Source organism: Rhizobium sp. BK491, assembly GCF_014194925.1.
Taxonomy (GTDB): Bacteria; Pseudomonadota; Alphaproteobacteria; order Rhizobiales; family Rhizobiaceae; genus Rhizobium.
In genome coordinates, this window is the sequence record NZ_JACIAR010000010.1 from 16,576 (window position 1) to 34,924 (window position 18,349).

Here is an 18,349-nt window from a genome sequence, read left to right on the forward strand (position 1 = left end):
TTGGCCGGGGTTCGGCATACCCCTCGCCCATCGACCCAGAATCCGAAAGACAGATGCCGAACAAGGTTTCCATCTCGCGCCTGAAGCTGACCGACTTCCGCAATTATGCGGCGGCGGCGTTGACGCTTGACGAGCGGCATGTGGTGCTGACCGGCGATAACGGCGCCGGCAAAACCAATCTCATGGAGGCGGTCTCGCTTCTTTCGCCTGGCCGCGGCCTGCGCCGCGCGGCCTATGCCGATGTCACCCGGGTTAATGCGGCAGGCGGATTTTCGATCTTTGCCGAGCTCGAAGGCATGGAGGGTGCCGTCGAGATCGGCACCGGCATTGATACGACCGACGAATCAGCCGCCCGCAGGCTGCGAATCAACGGCACGCCGGCCAAGACCGTCGACGAGCTGACCGATCATTTGCGCATTCTCTGGCTGACACCGGCCATGGACGGCCTCTTCACCGGCGGCTCCTCGGAGCGGCGCCGCTTCCTCGACCGGCTGGTACTGTCGCTCGATCCCGCCCATGGCCGCCGCGCCAGCGATTTCGAGCGCGCCATGCGCAGCCGCAACAAGCTGCTATCCGAAAACCGGTTCGATCCCTCCTGGCTCGGCGGCATCGAGGAGCAGATGGCAAGCCTCGGCATCGCCATGGCGATCGCGCGGCAGGAAATGCTCGGCCTTCTCTCGCGGCTGATCGCCGAAACGCGCGAGACGACGCCGTTTCCTTCAGCGGCGCTCGGGCTTTCCGGCTTTCTCGACGGACAATTCGACCGGCCCGCCGTCGATCTCGAAGATGCCTATGCGGATATGCTGCGCGAGGGGCGTTACCGTGACGCCGCTGCCGGCCGGACGCTGGACGGGCCGCATCGAGCCGACCTTCTCGTACGCCACCGCGAAAAGGACATGGAGGCAGAACGCTGCTCCACCGGCGAGCAAAAAGCCCTTCTTGTCGGCCTCATCCTTGCGCATGCACGCCTGGTCGGCAATCTGACGGGCTATGCTCCGATCCTGCTGCTCGACGAGATCGCCGCGCATCTTGACGAAGGACGGCGTGCGGCCCTCTTCGATCTCATCGACGGGCTCGGCGGCCAGGCCTTCATGACAGGCACGGACAAATCCATGTTCTCGGCGCTTGGCGAGCGTGCGCAATTCTTTACCGTGGCGCATGGCGGCATTACGAAAACCTAGCGCCTCCTTCACCGCGATTGTGCTAAACTCGAGCACATGGATCCTTTGAGCTCAGACGAAATCGCCCGCTATCACCGCCATATTCTCCTGCCGGAGGTCGGCGGCGCCGGCCAGCAAAAATTAAAGGCGGCCCGCGTGCTTGTCATCGGCGCAGGCGGCCTCGGTGCCCCGGTGCTGCAATATCTCGCCGCCGCCGGTGTCGGTACGCTCGGCATTGCCGATGACGACCGCGTTTCGCTGTCCAACCTGCAGCGACAGGTGATTCACGACACGGGCACGATCGGCGAGATGAAGACGCAGAGCGCGGCCGACGCCATCGCGCGGCTGAACCCGCATGTGCGCACCATCCGCTTCGAGGAGCGGTTCAGCCTCGATACGGCTGCGCGGCACCTTGCCGGCTTCGATCTCGTCATCGACGGCTCCGACAATTTCGACACGCGCTATGCCGCGGCCGATGCGACCGAAGCGACGCGTTTGCCGCTGGTGACCGGCGCTGTCGGAAGATTCGACGGGTCCGTGACGACACTGAAGCCTTACGAAAACGATGCGGACGGCAATCCCAATCCGCGCTATCGCGATCTCTTTCCGGCACCGCCACCGGAGGGCCTGATTCCCAGCTGCGCGGAAGCGGGCATCATCGGAGCCCTGACAGGTGTCATCGGCACGCTGATGGCAATGGAGGCGATCAAGCTTATCGCAGGCATCGGCGAGCCGCTGATCGGCCGCCTGCTGCTCTATGATGGGCTTTCCTCGCGCTTCGAAACCGTACGCTATCGCCGCAAACGCGCTCGGGCCGCGGCGGAATGAGCGAAATCGGGTTTCGTCGCCTCGATGACGGCTTCGACCGCTGGGATGCGTTGCTGGATCTTATCTTGGCATCCTTCGCTTACATGAACGGCCGCATCGATCCGCCCTCCTCCGCCCTTGCGCTGACACCGGAAACATTGAAAACGAAGGCCATCAGCGAGATCGCTTATGCCGCGCTTGATGATGAGCATTTAGTCGGCTGCATTTTCTGCCGGCCGGAGGCAGAGAGCCTTTATGTCGGCAAGCTCGCCGTGCTGCCGACAGCGCAGGGCAAGGGCATCGGCAGACGCCTGCTTGCCCTGGCCGAGACTAAAGCGCGCGAGCTCGGTCTAAAAACCTTGCGGCTGGAAACGCGGATCGAGCTCACCGACAATCACGCCACCTTCGCCGCCTGGGGCTTTCGGAAGACGGCCGAAAATCGCCATGCCGGTTTCGATCGCACGACATCAATCGAAATGCGCAAGGCGATTGCCTAGCGCATCTTCAACCGTTTAGCCGCGTCGTTAGGCTTCGCGCGGCGGAATGCGTGTAATGCGCGCACCCATGGCATTCAGCCGCTCCTCGATGCGCTCATAGCCGCGCTCGATCTGCTGGGCGTTGTTGATGACGCTGGTGCCCTCGGCGCACATGGCCGCAATCAGCATGGCCATGCCGGCGCGAATGTCAGGGCTTTCGAGCTGGGCGGCACGCAGCTTGGAGGGGCCGGCGACGATGGCGCGATGCGGGTCGCACAGCACGATGCGGGCGCCCATGGCAATCAGCTTGTCGACGAAGAACATGCGGCTTTCGAACATCTTTTCGAACATCAGCACGACGCCATCGCATTGCGAGGCGGTGACGATGGCGATCGACATGGTGTCAGCCGGAAAGGCCGGCCAGGGCTGATCTTCGATCTTCGGAATATGGCCACCGAAATCAGGCTGGATTTTCATCTCCTGACCGGAGGGAATGACCAGATCATCGCCGTCGATCTGGCAGCGGATGCCGAGACGCTCGAAGGTCATGAGGGTGGAGCGCAGATGCTCTACGCCAGCGCGGCGGATGGTGATTTCCGAGCCGGTAACGGCGGCAAGGCCGATCAGCGAGCCCACCTCATTGTGGTCGGGGCCGATGCGATGCGATGCACCGCCGAGCCGCTGGCCGCCGTGGATGGTCATCATATTGGTGCCGACGCCTTCGATTCGAGCGCCCATGGCAATCAGGAACCGCGCAAGATCCTGCACGTGCGGTTCGGAAGCACAATTGCGCAGGATCGTCGTCCCCTCGGCGAACACGGCAGCGCAAAGCGCATTTTCCGTCGCCGTCACGGATGGCTCATCGAGGAAGACATCGGCGCCACGCAGCCCATCAGTGCGGAAGCTATAGACGCTATTGACCTCGATCCTCGCGCCGAGCTGTTCCAGCGCCAGAAAATGCGTGTCGACGCGCCGACGGCCGATGACGTCTCCACCGGGCGGCGGCAGGGTGATCTCGCCGCAGCGTGCCAGCATCGGACCGGCAAGCAGGATGGAGGCGCGAATGCGGGCGCAGAGATCGGGATCGAGATTGGCGGGGCGAAGCTCGCGCGCTTCGATTTCAAGCTCGTTGCGACCGAGCCAACGTGCTTTCGCACCGACCGACTGGATCAGCTCCACCAGCGCCTCGACGTCGCGGATGCGCGGCACGTTGCTGAGCTCGACCCGCTGATCGGTCAGAAGCGATGCGGCGATAATCGGCAATGCGGCGTTCTTGTTGCCGCTCGGTTCGATCTCTCCCGACAGCTTGAAGCCGCCCTCGACCACATATTGAATCCGCTCATGCGGCAACGCGCGCGCCATGATTTCCGCCCTTCCTGATTTGTGTTTGTGGTCACCTCTGGGCCGGCTTTGTGACATGCACGTGACCAGCGAGAGGGAAATGAGATCAAATTTGCAGCGGGGTATTCAGCCCCGTTTCAGCGGGCGAATCAGCATGCTTCCGTCATCGAAAGGGCAGCACGCGATTGGGCGGGCGATGGCCGTCGATGAAGGTGCGGATGTTGATGATGACTTTGTCGCCCATGTCGATTCGGCCCTCGAGCGTGGCCGAACTCATATGCGGCAGGATCACCACCTTGCCCTCATTGGCGAGCTTCACCAACTTCGGATTGACGGCCGGTTCGTTCTCGAACACGTCGAGGCCGGCGCCGGCGATCTTGCCCTCGCGCAGGATCTTGATCAGCGCCGCTTCGTCGATAACATCGCCGCGCGCCGTGTTGACGATGTAGCTCGTCGGCTGCAGCAGCGCCAGGCGGCGGGCAGAAATCAGATGGTAAGTCGCAGGTGTCGACGGGCAATTGACCGAGACGATATCGACGCGGGCAAGCATCTGGTCGAGGCTGTCCCAATAGGTTGCCTCCAGCTCGTCCTCGGTCGCCGGATTGACGCGCTTGCGATTGTGATAGTGGATCGAAAGGCCAAAAGCCTTGGCGCGACGGGCAACGGCGGTGCCGATCCGCCCCATGCCGACGATGCCGATGCGCTTGCCGTGGATGCGGCGGCCGAGCATCCAGGTGGGCGACCATCCGGCCCATTCGCCGGGGTTGTCGGTCAGCACACGCGCACCTTCCGCCAGTCGCCGCGGCACAGCGAGGATGAGCGCCATGGTCATGTCGGCGGTGTCTTCGGTCAGCACATTCGGCGTATTGGTGACGGTGATGCCGCGGCGGGCGGCGGCCTCGACATCGATGTGATCCGTGCCGTTGGAGAAGCTGGCGATCAGCTTCATCTGCGGGCCGGCTTCTTCGATGATCTCAGCATCGATGCGGTCGGTGACAGTCGGCACCAGCACATCGACCGAGCGGACGGCCTCTATCAATTCGTCCTTGGTGCGTGGGCGATCATCTATGTTGAGCTCGGCATCGAAGAGTTCGCGCATGCGCGTCTCCACCGCGTCAGGCAGTTTGCGCGTGACGTAGACCTTCGGTTTTTTCTTCGTCGTCATGGCGAGCGGCGATGCCTTGTTCAGATGTTCTTAACCAAGAAGCAGGATAATTTTCCCGTTCCGGGCATTTCTACCAGACCCGCAGGCGAAGACAAACAAAACTCGCTGACGCGATCCGAGGATTTGCCGCTCACCGGAGCGAAAGGTCGCCGGAATGGCGCCTTTGTCATGACGAACGAACGGAACTCCCATGCATGGCAATGTCTTGAAGTCCTGCGCCATTTTCGCAATCGGCCTGATGATGGCCGCTGTGTCGGCCGATCTTGCCGTCGCCCAGGCCGCCAAGGGGCCGAGCGGCTTGCCGCTGCCGCGCTTCGTCACGCTGAAGTCGAAGCGAGTCAACCTGCGCATCGGGCCGAGCGCGGATTATGCCGTGTCATGGCTCTATCTCAAGCAGGGCCTGCCGGTCGAAATCATTCAGGAATACGATAATTGGCGGCGCGTGCGCGATGCCGACGGCACGGAGGGCTGGGTCAACCAGTCGCTGCTGTCGGGCCAGCGCTCCGCTATTGCTGCTCCCTGGATGAAAGGCAAGGGCAAGGCCGTCTTTGTCAACATGCGCCGCGAATCCCAGCCATCCGCCGCCGTCATCGCCAAGCTTCAGCCCGGCGTGATGATGAGTGTCAAGGAATGCACGGGCGACTGGTGTCTCGTTACCGCCGACGGCACCGAAGGCTGGGTGGCGCAATCGGAAATCTGGGGTGCCTACCCCGGCGAGGCCTTCAAGTAGCGTACTCCCTGGCTTTTCACACATAAGCGATAGTACGACTTTCCGGCACAATGATGTATCCGGTATGAGAAACGGAGACCGGTTACCTTGGCGTATGTGCTCGGCGTTCTTGGCGTTGCAATCGCCACGTTCACATCGACGAACATAGACGATATCTTCGTGCTTCTCGGCTTCTTTGCCGATCCGAAGTTCCGATTGAGGCAGATCATCATAGGCCAATATCTCGGTATTGGCGTTCTTTACGGCGTCAGCGCCATTGCCTCATTGCTCGCTCTCGTCATTCCAGCAGCCTATATCGGCCTGCTCGGCCTTGCGCCGATCTATTTCGGCCTCAGCAGGCTATGGGAGCTCTGGAACGGCAGGGAGGCCGGCGATAATCCGGAAGATCACGCCAAGGCCTCGGCAGGACATGGAAACATCGTAGCGATCGCCTTGGTAACGATCGCCAATGGCGGCGACAATATCAGCGTCTATACGCCTCTCTTTGCGACGCGCTCGGCCTATGAGGTTTTGGCCATCGGCTGCACCTTTGCAGTGCTGACGGCAGTCTGGCTGGGTGCAGCACATTCTCTCGTCAATCATCCGAAGCTCGGCGCACCGATCAGGCGACATGGACACAGGGTCGTGCCCTTCGTGCTGATCGCGCTCGGCATCCTCATCCTCTATGAGGCGGGAACCGTAACGCTCTTTCGGTGATAAGCTTGCTTCGGCACTTTATAGCAAAGCCGCCCCTGCGATCTGCCGAAGGCGGCTTCGATGATCTGTTGATAGAGATAAACTTCGTCAGATAAGCCCGAATTCCTTGGCGGCTTCCGACAGCGACCGCATCGGCCGCGGGCCGATCTGCTCGATGACGATGGCAGCCGCGAGATTGCCGAGCTTGGCGCAGTCTTCCAGACCGCGGCCTTGCGTGTAGCCGAAGAGGAAACCAGCAGCGAAAAGATCGCCTGCACCGGTCGTGTCGACACGCTCCTCGATCGGATGGGCATCGACGACATAGCGCTCATCGCCGCGCACGACGACGGCGCCATCCTTGCCCGTCGTCACGGCGGCGATCTTGCAATCGGCCGCGATCAGAGTCAGCGCCTTTTCAAAGTCGTCGGTCTCGTAGAGCGAGAGGGCTTCGTCACGATTGGCGAAGACAATATCGACGGTACCGGAGCGCATGAGGTCGAGGAACTCGTGGCGGTAGCGGCCGACGCAGAAGCTGTCGGAGAGCGTCATCGACATTTCCCGGCCATTGGCATGAGCAATGCGGGCGCACTCGCGGATCGCTTCCTTGGCGCGTGGCGGATCCCAGAGATAGCCCTCGAAATAGGTTACCTTTGCATCGGCGACGACATCTTCCTCGACATCTTCGGGACCCAGCTCGACGCAGGCACCGAGATAGGTATTCATGGAGCGCTCGCCATCCTCAGTGACGAAGATCATCGAACGGGCGGTCGGCGGGAAGGTGCCTTTCGCCTTGGTTTCGTAATGAACGCCCTGGGCGCGGATATCATGGGCGAAGATCTGGCCGAGCTGGTCTTCGGCAACCTTGCCGAAATAGGCAGCCTTGCCGCCGAAATTCGCGACACCGGCCGCCGTGTTACCGGCGCTTCCGCCGGAGGCTTCCAGAGCCGGGCCCATGCGCGAATAGAGAAGCTCGGCGCGCTCGGCGTCTATGAGGTTCATCGCGGCTTTGGTGATGTTGTTTTCGATCAGAAACTGATCGTCGCAACGGGCGATAATGTCGACGATAGCATTGCCGACGGTCAGTACATCGAAGCGAGTCATCTATAGGAGGGTCCCGGATCCTGGTGATAGCCGGTATCCGGTATTATCGGTTTTTCTGAAGTTTTAAAGAAAAATCCGCGCCAACGCGGCCGACTTGATTGCAATCAGTCATTTGCCTGTCACTTTCTATCTTTAAATGCTTATCACGCGACTGGGATGGGAAGCTCGAAAGACTTCCGAGCCAGTTTGGGAAGGAATGATGCCTTCCGCCTCACCGGTACGCGGGTCGACCACGGATGAACTGGCGGCATGTGCACCGGGGGGACCTCCCCACCGGGGCGAGATCGACAAGAGCGGGCCAAGCCCGCTTTTTTTGTTTTGCGGGTTTCCAGCTCCGGGCAAGCTGCTACAAGTTTCGGGTCCAATTCCTCGAAATCACGAGCTTCATACCCGCGTGTCCGAAATCCTCACAGACGTTCTTCCCGTCTTCCTGCTCATTCTCGTCGGCTGGGTCATCGTGCGCACGGGGTTGCTGAAAACCGATGTCGGTGAGGCGATGAGCGAGTTCGTCTTTAAGGTCGCGGTGCCGCTCCTGCTGTTCCGGACCATCGCCGAAGCGGATTTTCGTGGTGCTTCGCCGTTTCGATTGTGGATCGCCTATTTCTCCGGCGTCGCCATCACCTGGACTGCCGGCCATATCGTCGCGACACGGCTCTTCGGGCGAGATGCGCGCATCGGTGTGCTCGCCGGCGTTTCCTCGGCTTTTGCCAATACGATCTTCATCGGTCTGCCGCTGGTCGGGCGCACGGTGGGGCCTGACGGCGTCATGGCGATGTCGATCCTGATCGCCGTGCATCTTCCAACGATGATGATCGCAGGCACGCTGCTGATGGAGCAAGCCGAGCGCAAGGAGAATGCCGGCGCCGGCCGCAGCACCGGCGAGTTGCTGCGTCAGGTTGGTAGCAATCTCCTGCGCAATCCGCTCGTCATCGGGCTTTTCTGCGGTCTCATCGTCCACCTGACCGGCCTTCCCATCCCCGCAACGCTCGGCACGGTCGTCGACAACATTGCCAACATCGCCGGCCCGGCTGCGCTGATCTCGCTCGGAATGGCGCTGCGTCAATATGGGCTGTCGGGCAATCTCGGCGTCACCAGCGTCATTGCCGCCTTCAAGCTTTTTCTGCTGCCGGCCTGCGTGCTGGCTGCCGGACTTCTTCTCGGCCTGAGCCCGGAATGGCGGGCCGCACTGGTCCTCACGGCCGCTGTTCCTACAGGTGTGAACGCCTGGCTGATTGCCAATCGCTTCGGCGTGGGCCACAGTCTCGCGGCCTCGACGATTACCTTGACGACAGCGCTCGGCGCATTCTCGGTATCGCTCTGGGCCTATCTGCTCGGATAACCGAGGCAAAAACCCGCCGATCGTAACGGCATCTCTCCGCTTTCGGAGAAGCAGGCAGGAAAATGGTCATATATTTTGCGCATCCCGGCCTTCCCACCCGGAGCGCAGCAAAGGATGGCACATGAATATTGCAGCTCCGCTCACCAATCCCGCGTCAGCCTATGCGCAGAAGGTCTTCGTGCTCCAAGGCGGCGGCGCGCTCGGCTCCTATCAGGCGGGTGCCTTCCAGGCGCTGAGAGAACAGAATATCGAGCCGGACTGGATCGCTGGCATCTCGATCGGCGCGATCAATGCCTCGATCATGGCCGGCAACGTGCCCGGCGAACGGCTTAAGGCGCTGAGCTCCTTTTGGAACAAGGTGACCGTGCATCTCCCCGTCGATCTACTGATGGAAGATCGGCGCGAGACCAACCCTTTCTATCGCTCGGTCAGCAGCTGGTGGGTATCAACCTTCGGCGTGCCCGGCTTCTTTTCCCCGTGGCAGCTTCCAACCTGGTTCCAGACGCGCGGCTCGGCGGGCGCGACCAGCATCTACGATACGGAGCAATTGCGCCAGACGCTGCTCGATCACGTCGATTTCGACCGAATCAACCACGGCCCGGTGCGTTTGAGCCTCGGCGCCGTCAATGTGCGCACCGGCAATTTTGCCTTTTTCGACAACAAGGAGATCAAGATCGGACCCGAGCATGTGATGGCGAGCGGCGCATTGCCGCCGGGCTTTCCAGCGGTCAAGATCGGCAACGAGCATTACTGGGACGGTGGCCTGGTCTCGAACACGCCGCTCAGCTACGTGCTGCGCAATGGCGCCGATATCGATACGGTCGTCTTTCAGGTCGATCTCTTCAGCGCCGTCGGGCCGCTGCCGCAGGATCTGGAAGAGGTCGAGGAGCGGCGCAAGGACATCACCTATTCAAGCCGCACCCGGCTCAACACAGATCTCTTTCTGGAACGCCATCGTCTGCGGCGCGCGATATCGGAGCTCTATGCCCGCCTTCCCGAAGAGGCCAAAGCCGATCCGGAGATCAAGAAGCTGGAGCAGCATTGCTCCGATTACGGCGTCACCATCATCCACCTGATCTACCGCAACAAGCAATTCCGGTCGCATTCGAAGGATTACGAGTTTTCGGCACTGTCCATGCACGAGCATTGGGAGGCCGGCTTGCGCGACGCCCGCAAGGCGCTGGTCGCCGAGGATTGGCGCATGCCGCCGAGCGCCGAGGACGGGTTGAAGGTGTTCGACCTCGATCAGCGGACGCGATCCCGTCGGCATTCAATCTGAGCGAGCAACACAAAAACGCGGCCTGACGGCCGCGTTTTTCAATCGATCCGGTAATTGCCTCAGTTCGTGGCGGCCGGTGCGTTCGGGTCGGGCAGCGGCACCTGGGTATCGGCAAGCGTGCGCAGATAGGCGATCACGTTGGCGCGATCCTCTTCCTTCGGCAGGCCGGCAAAGCCCATTGCCGTTCCGGCGACGAATTTCTTCGGCGCGGCCAGGAAGTGATAGAGGTGGTCATAGGTCCACTTTTCCGTACCGCCCTTGGAAAAATCCTTCATGCCGGACGAATAGGCGAAGCCTTCGTGCTCGGCGACCGGGCGGTCGACAATACCCCAGAGATCAGGACCAACCTTGTTCGGACCACCCTTTTCTCCGGAATGACAGGCCTGACACTTCTTGAAGATCGTTTCGCCGACCTTGGCATCAGCCTTCTGCAGGAGCTGAGCGATCGGGGTATCCGGCTTGGCAGCCGCGCCCTTGTCACCGCCCGCAGCCGGTTCCTCGGTCGCGACGATGGCAAAACCGGGCTTTTCCGGCGCCTCTGAATGGAAAATAAATCCTGACGCGAGCGACACGGACTTCAACACGAACAGCGTGGCCAAAAGCGCCCCGACACCCATGTTCACGTAGGATGAATTCATCTGCTATGCTCCCCTCGCCGCCAGCATCCTCCGCTGGCCCATCTTGAATTCGCGCGAAACCTATGTCTTTTGGCTGTTTCTTGCAACTCTGTAAACGGTCTCCACCATGAGACGTTTTGACACTTTTCCCTCGGGAATAGAAGGCCCAACAATGACTGATTCAAATTTAGACAAGACGCTGGTCCTCATTCCCGCCCGCATGGCCTCCACGCGCTTGCCGGGCAAGCCGCTCGCGGATATTTGCGGTCTGCCGATGATCGTACAGGTTGCCAAGCGCGCGCGCGAGGCGGCGATCGGTCGCATCGTCGTCGCCGTCGACCATGAGGATACCTATGCCGCAGTCGCCAATGCCGGCTTTGATGTCGTGATGACCGGCAAGGATCATCAATCGGGCTCGGACCGCATCTACGAGGCGCTGCAGGCCGTCGATCCGCAGGGCCGGGCCGAAATCATCGTCAACGTGCAGGGCGACCTGCCGACGATCGATCCCGAGACCATCCGCGCCTCGCTGCGCCCGCTGGAAAATCCGGCCGTCGACATCGCCACACTGACTGTCGAGATCAAGGACGAGGAGGAAAAGACCCTGCCGAGCGTCGTCAAGGTCATCGGCTCGCCGATTTCCGAAAATCGCCTGCGCGCGCTCTACTTCACGCGTGCAACAGCGCCCTACGGCAAGGGGCCGCTCTATCACCATATCGGTCTCTATGCTTACCGCCGCGCTGCACTCGCGAAATTCGTGAGCCTCGGCCCATCGCCGCTCGAACTGCGCGAATCACTAGAACAGCTGCGGGCGCTGGAAGCCGGCATGCGCATCGATGTCGAGATCGTTGACACGATCCCGCTCGGTGTCGATACTCCCGCCGACCTCGAAAAGGCCAGACGCATCCTCTCCGCCGCTTCTCATTGACGGCATTCCCCCAAGGGCAGTCCCATGATTACCAAGACCAACAAGATCTCCTTCCAGGGCGAGTACGGCGCCAATTCCGATATGGCCAGCCGTGATATGTTCCCGACCATGGAGCCGCTGCCCTGCCAGACCTTCGAGGATGCCCTCACTGCCATCGAGAACGGCGACGCCGATCTCGGCATGATCCCGATCGAAAACACGATCGCCGGCCGCGTCGCCGACATCCATCATCTGCTGCCGGAATCGCGCCTGCATATCGTCGGCGAATATTTCATGCCGATCCGCTTCCAGCTGATGGTGCTGCCCGGCGTCAAGAAGGAAGAGATCCGCACGGTCCACAGCCATATCCACGCGCTTGGACAATGCCGCAACATCGTGCGCGCCAATGGCTGGAAACCGGTCATTGCCGGCGATACGGCGGGTGCAGCCAAGCTGGTGCAGGAAACCGGCGACCGCAGCATGGCGGCGCTGGCGCCGCGGCTCGCGGCCGATCTCTACGGGCTGGAGATCATAGCCGAGAATGTCGAAGACACCGAAAACAATATGACGCGTTTCGTCATCCTGTCGCGCGACGAAGACTGGGCGGCACGCGGTTCGGCGGACGAAAAGATCGTCACCACTTTCGTCTTCAACGTCCGCAACATTCCCGCCGCCCTCTACAAGGCGCTCGGCGGTTTCGCCACCAACGGCATCAACATGACGAAGCTTGAGAGCTATCAGCTCGGCGGCCGTTTTGTCGCAACGCAATTCTATGCCGATATCGAGGGCCATCCCGCCGATGCGCATGTGCGCCGCGCGCTGGAAGAATTGCGCTTCTTCTCCGAAAAGGTCCGGATCCTCGGCGTCTACAAGGGGCACCCGACGCGGGGCGATCTTTAAGCAGGCGGTTATGGCGACGCCTTGGTTACGACCTCGATTCGATGCCCATCCGGATCGATGACGAAGGCCGCGAAATAATCCGGGCCGTAATGCGGCCGGAGACCTGGCGGCCCGTTGTCCGTGCCACCGTGAGCGAGTGCAGCCTCGTAAAATGAGAGGACGGCTTCCCGGTTTGGCGCGGCAAAGGCCAAATGAAAACCGGAGCCGGGTGCCCGAGCTTCCTTGCCACGCAATTTGATGGCGAACTTGTCGCCACCGCCCGCCGGGCCGTATCCGATCGCCTGGTCGGGATCGCCGGCGGTCAAGTCTTCCCAAACCCTGACATAGGCGAGCGGTGCGAATGCTGCGTCGTAGAATGCGGCGGCTTTCTCGATATCGGAGACACCGAACGAAATATGATGGAGCAATTGATCCTCGCGTGACTCTTTATCTATCGATCAGTGTCTTTTGCGTCGGCCATGAGAGTCAACCCGGACGATTGGCATGACTCCCTGGCAAGCCACTTTGATGAAACAGCCTGCGGAGGTCGCCGCCAGCCCCTCATCCGGCCTGTCGGCCACCTTGCCCCGCGACCGGGGAGAAGGGATAGACACACCTGCGGCCTACCTTTCATTATGGACTTGGCGAGAGCCTGAGGTCGTCTCCTCTCCCCGCGTGCGGGGAGAGGGTTAGGGTGAGGGGCACGCTGGACAGGGATTCACTTATCCGGCTCACATACCCGAAGGCGATGGCCATCCGGATCGAGCACGACGAAGGTCGGGCCGAAATCCATGGTCGTCAGCTCCTGTGCGATCGGCAGGCCGCGTGCCTTCCAATCCCTGTAATGCTGCTCAACCGCCCCGGTGCCTTCGACCATGAAGCCCAGTTCGCCGCGATTGCCGATGGCGGAGGGCTGTGGCTCGACGCTGCTGCGGCGCCAGAGACCGAGACTTAGGCCATTGTCGAGCGAGAAGGCCACGAAGTTCGGCGACGCGAATGCCGGCTCACGGCCGAAGAGATCGCGGTAGAACGGCGTACTTTCGCTGGGATCCTTGACATAGAAAATGATGAGGTTCGGGCTGGTCATGTGGATGGTCCTTTCGTTTGGGTGAATTTAAGGGCATGCGGACAGGAACCGGCGAACGGAGCAAAGTTCGCCGGGAGTGACTGTGTCATTGCGTGGTTGAAGGCGTGCGGAGATGCGGTTCCAAAACGCGTTGCGCTATTCGGATCAGCGCCTTGCGCTCGGATCTTTGATTATGCGCAGGTCGTTACCGCGAAGGTCGCGACGAGTTCGCGTCGATTGCCTCAGCGCATCCGATCTTCCTCTCGATACGGCTCACAGCCGTCGAGAAAGCCAAGATCCCGCTTCACGGAATCGGGCACTTCTTCGATATCGAGGCGATTCCAGCGGCGGCTGAAATAGCCGAGGGCAACCTCAGAGAGACGAGCGGGCCATGACTGATGCTTGCCTTTAGGCGCCTCAATGCCGCCGCGATGCACATGTTGCGAAATGATGGAAACGTTGCCTGCCATGATCGGTCCTCCTTCCTACTTGGATGGCGCTGATTATAGCCAAGCCTACTGACAGTTTCTGGCAGTAGCATTGCGCCCCGGAGATCAATTATGGGCCAGGCCCTCGCGCGCCTGCCATTCTCTTGCCAGAGCGACGCGGCGGCGTGGGTAGCGCGCCTCGAGCACCGCGAAATCGACGATGCGATCGGCGCGGAAATGGCGGAAATCCTGGCGTAGTTCGCACCAGGCCATGATGATGCGGGAATTGTCGAAATAGCCGAGCGCGAAGGGCCAGATGCGCCGGGTCGAGATGGCGCCGTTCACATCGCCATAAGTCAGCTGCACCATGCGCTCGGTCTGGATCGCCTTGCGCATCAGGGAAAGATCGGCCTTGTCTTCGGTGATGCGGCGCGTGCCGACGACCACGGCCGCCTGGTCGACCGCCTCGCGGAGGTCCGCGGGCAGCACGGCGGCAATCTTTGCGAGCGCATCGGTCCCGGCTGCCGCCAGACGAGCGTCGGTTGCACGCGCCACCCATCTCGATCCCAGCACCAGCGCTTCGATCTCATCCTGGGAAAACATCATCGGCGGCAGCATGAAGCCGGGCTTCAGGACATAGCCGATGCCCGGCTCGCCCTCGATCATCGCACCCTGCGACTGCAGGCTGGCGATATCGCGATAGAGCGTGCGCAGGCTGACGCCGGTTTCCTCCGCCAGAACGGCGCCGCTCACCGGACGACGATAGCGCCGCAGCGTCTGCAACAGCGTCAACAAGCGTTCGGAGCGGGCCATGGCAGAATAGTCCTAGCGCTTCCACTCCACCCAGTCGCGCATCAGGCGATGGGCGATGGCGCCCTTGGGCGGAGAGGTATTGCCGGATGCAGAGACGCGATCGAGCATGGCAAGCGTCTCTTCCGGGGTGAACCAGCGGCAATCCTCGAGCTCGGCCTCATCCATATGGATTTCCATCGACTTGGCTTCGGCATAGCAGCCGATCATGAGGGAATGCGGCATCGGCCAGGGCTGCGAGGCGTGATAGCGCACACGGCCGATATGAATACCGGATTCCTCGAGCGTTTCGCGGCGCACCGCATTCTCGATTGTTTCGCCCGGCTCGACGAAACCGGCGAGACAGGAATACATGCCCGGCGCAAAATGATGGCTGCGGCCGAGAAGACAACGATTCCTTTCCTCATCGATGCCAAGCATGATGACTACGGGATCCGTGCGCGGGAATATCACGTGTTCGCAGACCGAGCAGACCCGCTTATAGCCGCCGATCCTGCTTTCCATGACCGAGCCGCAGCGGCCGCAGAAGCGGTTGTCGCCATTCCATCGGATAAGGCTCATGCCCTGCGCGGCTTCACCCAGGATTTCGCCTTCCAGCAGAAGATCGCGCCAGAGCGAGCGCATGTCAGCCGGCTTGTATTGGCTGGCAAGCTCGTCGGCATTGACGCGTACGGGCACAGCAAGGCGGGGCTCGCCACTCTTGCTATAACCGAGGAGAACGGCATCGTCCCAATTCGGATCGAGATCCTTCAACTCGTAGCGGGCAAACAGAGGGTCGAGCACCTGGCCATCATGCTTCAGCACCAGCCGGTCCTGGGCGAAGGCCAGGATGTGCGTGCCTTCCTTGGCGAGCGCCTGCTTGATCGATTCCTCGTCGCGATGCTCGGCATCCCGGTTGAGCTGGTTTTCCGCGAAAGCGGTGAGACTGCTGGCTTCCGGATGCGGGGCATCCGAGGAAAAGATGGAATGGCTCATTGTGAAAGCGTTTCCCGCAACTTGGCTATGAGGCTGTTCATGTCTTCGTCCGAATAGGGTTCCGCCTTGCCATAGCCCCAGACGGGACCCGGCCAATTGGCATCACCTTCGAACCGCGCGATGACATGAACATGCAGCTGGCGGACGATATTTCCAAGTGCCCCGACATTGATTTTTGTTGCCCCCGTCACCGTCTTCAGGACGCTTGCGACCTTATCCGTTTCAAAGGTCAGCAAGATCCGGTCGAGGGGCGTCAGCTCGAAAACTTCCGATTTGTCGGGCCGGCGCGGGATCAACACGAGCCACGGCCAGCGGCGATCCTTCATCAGCCTGACGTCGCAAAGGCCAGTTATGGTGACGGAAACGCTGTCATTCGCAAGACGATCGTCGAGCGTAAACTCCTTCAAAGGGGCATCCTCCATTGTTTTATCAAATGTTTAGCAGTTTTTTTTGACCTTGGCTTGCTTTTGATGACGATATTGCCGATATGTGCATCCGGGAGGTTGGTGGTGGACGAGCCACTCGCCAACCGGGTCAGGTCCGGAAGGAAGCAGCCCTAACGAGCCCGGCACGGGTCATTCGTGCCAGCCTCCCACCCTTTCCGAAAGCAAGACCCGGCTTTCCGGGCAACAAGCAGGGCGATGAGCGACACCGAGCGACAAGCAAAAGATGCCGCTTCGACCGGCACCGGTTACCGGGTGCTGGCCCGCAAATACAGACCCAAGGACTTCACGGACCTGATGGTCGGTCAGGAGCCGATGGTTCGAACGCTGACCAACGCGTTCGAGACCGGCCGCATCGCTCAGGCCTATATGCTGACCGGCGTGCGCGGCGTCGGCAAGACGACGACCGCCCGCATCCTTGCCCGCGCCCTCAACTACAAGACCGCCGCGGTCGATCGGCCGACCATCGATCTGCGCGAACCCGGCGACCATTGCCAGGCGATCATGGAAGGCCGGCATGTCGACGTCATCGAGATGGACGCCGCCTCCCATACCGGTATCGACGATATCCGGGAGATCATCGAGCAGGTGCGCTACCGGCCCGTTTCGGCCCGCTACAAGGTCTATATCATCGACGAAGTGCACATGCTGTCGACGGCGGCCTTCAACGGACTCCTGAAGACGCTCGAAGAGCCGCCCGAGCATGTGAAGTTCATCTTCGCCACGACGGAAATCCGTAAAGTTCCGATCACGGTGCTGTCGCGCTGTCAGCGGTTCGATCTGCGCCGCATCAGCGCTTCCGATCTCGTCGGGCTGTTCACCACCATTGCCGGCAAGGAAGGCATCGAGGCCGAGCCGGAAGCACTCGCCATGATCGCCCGCGCCGCCGAAGGCTCGGCGCGCGACGGCCTGTCGCTGCTCGATCAGGCGATCGCCCATGGCAGCGGCTTTGTCGCCGCGGATGCCGTGCGCACAATGCTCGGCCTTGCCGACCGCGCCCGCATCGTCGATCTCTTCGGCCATGTCGTCAAAGGCGATGTCTCGGCAGCCCTTGCCGAATTCAACAGCCAGTACGAGGCGGGCGCCAATCCCGTGGTCGTGCTCACCGACCTTGCCGATTTCACCCATCTCGTGACCCGCCTCAAATATGTGCCCGATGCCGCCGACGATCCGTCGCTCAGCGAAGTCGAGCGCACGAAAGCGGCGGAATTCGCGCAAGGGGTTGCGGTAACCGCACTTTCCCGCATCTGGCAGATGCTTCTCAAGGGCATTGCCGAGACGGAGAATGCCTCGCGCACCGCCGGTGCTGCCGAAATGGTGCTGATCCGGCTTGCGCATGCGGCCCATTTGCCGGCACCGGAAGATGCGGCGCGCAGGCTCGCCGAATTTTCTGATGGCAATGGCGCCGCTCGTCCGTCGCCCTCTTCGAGCGGCGGCAATGGTGGCGGCGCTGTGTCCTATCAGGGCAGCGCCGTGGCCCGCGCGGTCGAAACGCCGGCGCCAAGACCTACGCCTTCCGCACCGGTCGCCATGCTGCGCTCCGTGCCGAATACGCAGCCGGATTCGCAACCTGTCGGCCGTATCGAGTCGAAGCCCGCCGAAGCGCCGAAGCCGCTCGTGCCTGTCAATTCGATGGCCGATATCGCTGAACTTGCGAGCCAGAAGCGCGATCCGAAGCTGAAGGCGCTGGTGCGCACATTCGTGCGCCCCGTCAAGCTGGAGCCAGGAAGGCTTGATGTCAGCTTAACGCCGGGCGCGCCGGGCACGCTTTTGAACGAGCTTGCCGTCAAGCTAAAGGAATGGACCGGCATCCACTGGATCGTCAGCCTCAGCCGCGAGGAAGGCCAGCCGACGCTCGTCGAAGCAGAAGCGAACGCCCAGAAGCAACGGGTCGCCGATGCGCGGCAGGACCCCGATGTCGCGGCGATCCTGGCGCAATTTCCGGGCGCAAAGATCATCGACGTGCGGGTGCGGGCTCCCGAGACGGACGAAGAGGACGAAGCCGCTGCTCCGCCGGCAATCGCCGAATCCATTGATGGCGATATTCTACCCGGCGACGATATCGAATTCTAAGGCTAGGATGGGTGCAGGCGGAACCGCTTCGGCTTGAAGCGGTTGACGACCATGACGACATATCCTGCCGCTCAAACA

At 61.4% G+C, this 18,349-nt stretch carries 20 protein-coding genes and 1 other RNA gene; 11 read left to right on the forward strand and 10 right to left on the reverse strand.

What is annotated here, in order from left to right; genetic code table 11:
• The first annotated feature begins 53 nt into the window (after nucleotides 1-53).
• From recF to FHX05_RS26680, 3 genes are read left to right on the forward strand one after another with little or no spacing between them, the layout of a single operon-like run.
• Nucleotides 54-1,181: a DNA replication/repair protein RecF gene (gene recF / locus FHX05_RS26670; RefSeq protein ID WP_183875649.1), complete on the forward strand. Its 1,128-nt coding sequence runs from the start codon at nucleotides 54-56 to the stop codon at nucleotides 1,179-1,181.
• 36 nt (nucleotides 1,182-1,217) lie between these two features.
• Nucleotides 1,218-1,988: a molybdopterin-synthase adenylyltransferase MoeB gene (locus FHX05_RS26675; RefSeq protein ID WP_183875651.1), complete on the forward strand. Its 771-nt coding sequence runs from the start codon at nucleotides 1,218-1,220 to the stop codon at nucleotides 1,986-1,988.
• Nucleotides 1,985-2,464 (forward strand): GNAT family N-acetyltransferase, encoded by a 480-nt coding sequence (locus FHX05_RS26680; protein ID WP_183715677.1) that lies wholly within the window; start codon nucleotides 1,985-1,987, stop codon nucleotides 2,462-2,464. Before FHX05_RS26675 ends, FHX05_RS26680 begins: the two co-directional genes overlap by 4 nt.
• A 27-nt stretch (nucleotides 2,465-2,491) precedes the next feature.
• On the opposite strand, the gene murA is transcribed toward FHX05_RS26680, so the two are convergent.
• Together murA and FHX05_RS26690 are read right to left on the reverse strand one after the other, a co-directional pair.
• Entirely contained in the window at nucleotides 2,492-3,805 is a 1,314-nt protein-coding gene (murA, locus tag FHX05_RS26685; protein ID WP_183875653.1) for a UDP-N-acetylglucosamine 1-carboxyvinyltransferase, read from the reverse strand.
• 142 nt (nucleotides 3,806-3,947) lie between these two features.
• Nucleotides 3,948-4,949, reverse strand: a complete 1,002-nt coding sequence (locus tag FHX05_RS26690; protein WP_112338909.1) for a D-glycerate dehydrogenase — start codon at nucleotides 4,947-4,949, stop codon at nucleotides 3,948-3,950.
• A 190-nt stretch (nucleotides 4,950-5,139) separates the two neighbouring features.
• Here FHX05_RS26690 and FHX05_RS26695 point away from each other — a divergent pair, with 190 nt between their 5' ends.
• Together FHX05_RS26695 and FHX05_RS26700 are read left to right on the forward strand one after the other, a co-directional pair.
• Entirely contained in the window at nucleotides 5,140-5,679 is a 540-nt protein-coding gene (locus FHX05_RS26695; protein WP_183875655.1) for an SH3 domain-containing protein, read from the forward strand.
• A gap of 96 nt (nucleotides 5,680-5,775) precedes the next feature.
• On the forward strand, nucleotides 5,776-6,375 hold the full coding sequence (locus tag FHX05_RS26700) for a cadmium resistance transporter (protein ID WP_348648347.1): 600 nt from the start codon (nucleotides 5,776-5,778) through the stop codon (nucleotides 6,373-6,375).
• Between the two features lie 87 nt (nucleotides 6,376-6,462).
• On the opposite strand, the gene FHX05_RS26705 is transcribed toward FHX05_RS26700, so the two are convergent.
• On the reverse strand, nucleotides 6,463-7,455 hold the full coding sequence (locus tag FHX05_RS26705; RefSeq protein WP_183875659.1) for an adenosine kinase: 993 nt from the start codon (nucleotides 7,453-7,455) through the stop codon (nucleotides 6,463-6,465).
• 394 nt (nucleotides 7,456-7,849) lie between these two features.
• Between FHX05_RS26705 and FHX05_RS26710 the strand changes: the two genes are divergently transcribed.
• Both FHX05_RS26710 and FHX05_RS26715 read left to right on the forward strand, forming a co-directional pair.
• On the forward strand, nucleotides 7,850-8,794 hold the full coding sequence (locus FHX05_RS26710; RefSeq protein WP_112338905.1) for an AEC family transporter: 945 nt from the start codon (nucleotides 7,850-7,852) through the stop codon (nucleotides 8,792-8,794).
• Between the two features lie 121 nt (nucleotides 8,795-8,915).
• Complete coding sequence (locus FHX05_RS26715; protein ID WP_183875661.1) at nucleotides 8,916-10,073, forward strand: patatin-like phospholipase family protein; 1,158 nt, start codon at nucleotides 8,916-8,918, stop codon at nucleotides 10,071-10,073.
• A gap of 59 nt (nucleotides 10,074-10,132) precedes the next feature.
• Here the strand turns inward: FHX05_RS26715 and FHX05_RS26720 are convergent, their stop codons facing one another.
• Nucleotides 10,133-10,711, reverse strand: coding sequence for a cytochrome c family protein (locus tag FHX05_RS26720; protein WP_112400332.1), 579 nt, complete (start codon nucleotides 10,709-10,711; stop codon nucleotides 10,133-10,135).
• Nucleotides 10,712-10,862: 151 nt separating this feature from the next.
• Between FHX05_RS26720 and FHX05_RS26725 the strand changes: the two genes are divergently transcribed.
• Both FHX05_RS26725 and FHX05_RS26730 read left to right on the forward strand, forming a co-directional pair.
• Nucleotides 10,863-11,618, forward strand: a complete 756-nt coding sequence (locus tag FHX05_RS26725; RefSeq protein ID WP_183715691.1) for a 3-deoxy-manno-octulosonate cytidylyltransferase — start codon at nucleotides 10,863-10,865, stop codon at nucleotides 11,616-11,618.
• Nucleotides 11,619-11,642: 24 nt separating this feature from the next.
• Complete coding sequence (locus FHX05_RS26730) at nucleotides 11,643-12,497, forward strand: prephenate dehydratase (protein WP_112609823.1); 855 nt, start codon at nucleotides 11,643-11,645, stop codon at nucleotides 12,495-12,497.
• An 8-nt stretch (nucleotides 12,498-12,505) separates the two neighbouring features.
• Here the strand turns inward: FHX05_RS26730 and FHX05_RS26735 are convergent, their stop codons facing one another.
• From FHX05_RS26735 to FHX05_RS26760, 6 genes are all read right to left on the reverse strand, one after another.
• Nucleotides 12,506-12,904: a VOC family protein gene (locus FHX05_RS26735; protein ID WP_015338293.1), complete on the reverse strand. Its 399-nt coding sequence runs from the start codon at nucleotides 12,902-12,904 to the stop codon at nucleotides 12,506-12,508.
• 290 nt (nucleotides 12,905-13,194) lie between these two features.
• A complete protein-coding gene (locus FHX05_RS26740; RefSeq protein WP_183875663.1) occupies nucleotides 13,195-13,563 on the reverse strand; it encodes a VOC family protein in 369 nt (122 codons plus the stop codon).
• 221 nt (nucleotides 13,564-13,784) lie between these two features.
• Complete coding sequence (locus FHX05_RS26745) at nucleotides 13,785-14,012, reverse strand: hypothetical protein (protein WP_210295002.1); 228 nt, start codon at nucleotides 14,010-14,012, stop codon at nucleotides 13,785-13,787.
• Between the two features lie 84 nt (nucleotides 14,013-14,096).
• Complete coding sequence (locus FHX05_RS26750) at nucleotides 14,097-14,783, reverse strand: YafY family protein (protein WP_112338899.1); 687 nt, start codon at nucleotides 14,781-14,783, stop codon at nucleotides 14,097-14,099.
• 12 nt (nucleotides 14,784-14,795) lie between these two features.
• Nucleotides 14,796-15,755 carry an NAD(+) diphosphatase gene (gene nudC, locus FHX05_RS26755; RefSeq protein WP_183875665.1) on the reverse strand — a complete coding sequence of 320 codons (960 nt, stop codon included), beginning with the start codon at nucleotides 15,753-15,755 and terminating at the stop codon, nucleotides 14,796-14,798.
• Complete coding sequence (locus tag FHX05_RS26760; RefSeq protein ID WP_081598397.1) at nucleotides 15,752-16,162, reverse strand: HIT family protein; 411 nt, start codon at nucleotides 16,160-16,162, stop codon at nucleotides 15,752-15,754. The genes nudC and FHX05_RS26760 overlap by 4 nt, the downstream gene beginning before the upstream one ends.
• Nucleotides 16,163-16,253: 91 nt before the next feature.
• On the opposite strand from FHX05_RS26760, the gene ffs reads away from it, so the two are divergent.
• Nucleotides 16,254-16,351: signal recognition particle sRNA small type (ffs, locus tag FHX05_RS26765), an RNA gene on the forward strand.
• Nucleotides 16,352-16,396: 45 nt separating this feature from the next.
• The gene (locus tag FHX05_RS26770) at nucleotides 16,397-18,271 is read left to right on the forward strand and encodes a DNA polymerase III subunit gamma/tau (RefSeq protein ID WP_183875666.1); all 1,875 of its coding nucleotides are present in this window, start codon (nucleotides 16,397-16,399) and stop codon (nucleotides 18,269-18,271) included.
• Nucleotides 18,272-18,349 lie beyond the last annotated feature (78 nt).

Coding starts and splice junctions, on each gene's coding strand:
- FHX05_RS26745 (WP_210295002.1), bottom strand. CDS start 14,012: ATGGCAGGCAACGTTTCCATCATTTCGCAACATGTGCATCGCGGCGGC.
- recF (WP_183875649.1), top strand. CDS start 54: ATGCCGAACAAGGTTTCCATCTCGCGCCTGAAGCTGACCGACTTCCGC.
- FHX05_RS26680 (WP_183715677.1), top strand. CDS start 1,985: ATGAGCGAAATCGGGTTTCGTCGCCTCGATGACGGCTTCGACCGCTGG.
- FHX05_RS26750 (WP_112338899.1), bottom strand. CDS start 14,783: ATGGCCCGCTCCGAACGCTTGTTGACGCTGTTGCAGACGCTGCGGCGC.
- FHX05_RS26690 (WP_112338909.1), bottom strand. CDS start 4,949: ATGACGACGAAGAAAAAACCGAAGGTCTACGTCACGCGCAAACTGCCT.
- FHX05_RS26720 (WP_112400332.1), bottom strand. CDS start 10,711: ATGAATTCATCCTACGTGAACATGGGTGTCGGGGCGCTTTTGGCCACG.
- murA (WP_183875653.1), bottom strand. CDS start 3,805: ATGGCGCGCGCGTTGCCGCATGAGCGGATTCAATATGTGGTCGAGGGC.
- FHX05_RS26730 (WP_112609823.1), top strand. CDS start 11,643: ATGATTACCAAGACCAACAAGATCTCCTTCCAGGGCGAGTACGGCGCC.
- FHX05_RS26695 (WP_183875655.1), top strand. CDS start 5,140: ATGCATGGCAATGTCTTGAAGTCCTGCGCCATTTTCGCAATCGGCCTG.
- FHX05_RS26770 (WP_183875666.1), top strand. CDS start 16,397: ATGAGCGACACCGAGCGACAAGCAAAAGATGCCGCTTCGACCGGCACC.
- FHX05_RS26675 (WP_183875651.1), top strand. CDS start 1,218: ATGGATCCTTTGAGCTCAGACGAAATCGCCCGCTATCACCGCCATATT.
- FHX05_RS26715 (WP_183875661.1), top strand. CDS start 8,916: ATGAATATTGCAGCTCCGCTCACCAATCCCGCGTCAGCCTATGCGCAG.
- nudC (WP_183875665.1), bottom strand. CDS start 15,755: ATGAGCCATTCCATCTTTTCCTCGGATGCCCCGCATCCGGAAGCCAGC.
- FHX05_RS26740 (WP_183875663.1), bottom strand. CDS start 13,563: ATGACCAGCCCGAACCTCATCATTTTCTATGTCAAGGATCCCAGCGAA.
- FHX05_RS26725 (WP_183715691.1), top strand. CDS start 10,863: ATGACTGATTCAAATTTAGACAAGACGCTGGTCCTCATTCCCGCCCGC.
- FHX05_RS26705 (WP_183875659.1), bottom strand. CDS start 7,455: ATGACTCGCTTCGATGTACTGACCGTCGGCAATGCTATCGTCGACATT.